The sequence below is a fragment of the Pseudidiomarina aquimaris genome (assembly GCF_003987395.1).
Classification (GTDB): domain Bacteria; phylum Pseudomonadota; class Gammaproteobacteria; order Enterobacterales; family Alteromonadaceae; genus Pseudidiomarina; species Pseudidiomarina aquimaris.
Genome location: NZ_PIPT01000019.1, coordinates 1 through 1,387 on the forward strand (window position 1 = coordinate 1; position 1,387 = coordinate 1,387).

A 1,387-nucleotide genomic window follows, 5' to 3' on the forward strand; every position below is an offset into this window, starting at 1 on the left:
AGCCGCCACCCACCAAAGCTGCCGCAGAGCATGAGTGATGCGGCGAGCGCAAATTGCGCTCGAGCCAAGCGCTGGGGTGCTCGGCATTGTAATTGTGCCCGGCGACACTGCGAATTGCGGCAACTTCTAGCCCTTCCACATCGGTCAGTGGTGGCAAGAGCCCCAACAACCGCTGCGCTAACATGGTTTTTCCCGTCCCCGGAGGACCCACGAACAACACGTGATGGCCACCCATCGCCGCCAAAATCAACGCGCGCTTCGCTTGCTCTTGGCCAATCACATCGGCTAAATCGCCATAAAAATGTTGCTGCTCGCTAGGTTGCAAGGGGGCTAGATGCGGCAGTTGATGCGGCCCACGCAAGTGCTCGGTCACGTCACGCAGGCTCTCGGCAGCAACGCATTGTTGCTCCCGCACCACACTGGCTTCAGTTTGATTGGCTAATGGAATGACGGCTTCACGACCTTGCTCGCGACACGCCAACATGGCTGGCAATATACCCGGTACGCCGCGCAGTTCGCCATTCAGTGTCAGCTCACCATAAAATTCACGAGAAACCACCGCCCTTTCACTTATTTGACCATCGGCAACCAAGATGCCTATAGCGATGGCTAAGTCGTAGCGAGCGCCATGTTTAGGTAAGTCAGCCGGAGCCAGATTAACGGTAATCTTCTTACCGCGCGGAAACTCAAACTCACTTGCCTGAATCGCCGATCGCACACGATCGCGCGCCTCTTTGACCCCGGCCTGTGGCATACCCACCACAGCAAACGCCGGCAAGCCTGATGCCAAACAGACCTCTACCGTTACCAGCGGTGCATCCATACCATAGAGCGCACGCGTGAACACCCGCGCAATCGAAATCGTCGTCCCTGCCATAACCCTGCCCTTCCTTGGCTAAAACACCAAGTTTAGCGCAGACAAGCAACGACTACCTGTAGGTTATGACCTCAACTTGGGTAAATTTAAGCTTCGTTGTAAATGCTGCGACGTGGAAAACCGGAAATGACCTCAACCCTCCGGAGGCAGAGGCCGCAGGTTCGACTCCTGCCGGGTGCGCCATTTATATTGGCCTGTAGCGCGACCTTTCGTCATTTTCTGCGGTAACCAAAACACTACCGATACCCGATAAATAGTAGGGGTATACAACAAGTTAGTAAGATAAAAACACACAACTTGCTTATCCACCTAATTCGATTTTGCAATACTAATGCGTCTCTAATTTTTTTAGATCTTATTCTTGGCCATGCACCTCGTTTATAAAAAGCCTCTTCAAGTCGCCCATCTTGAAAGTGTCCACTTCCCCTAAACTGACACAGACTTAATTAGAGTTTTCTGAGATGATAACCCTCAGAAGACGAAAATGAAAAAATCAAAATTTAGCGAAAC

The 1,387-nt window shown here is 52.1% G+C and carries 1 protein-coding gene; it reads right to left on the reverse strand.

From position 1 onward, the window contains the following. A partial coding sequence (locus tag CWE21_RS13335; protein ID WP_241970305.1) for a YifB family Mg chelatase-like AAA ATPase occupies positions 1-877 on the reverse strand: 877 nt, incomplete at its 3' end. Positions 878-1,387 lie beyond the last annotated feature (510 nt).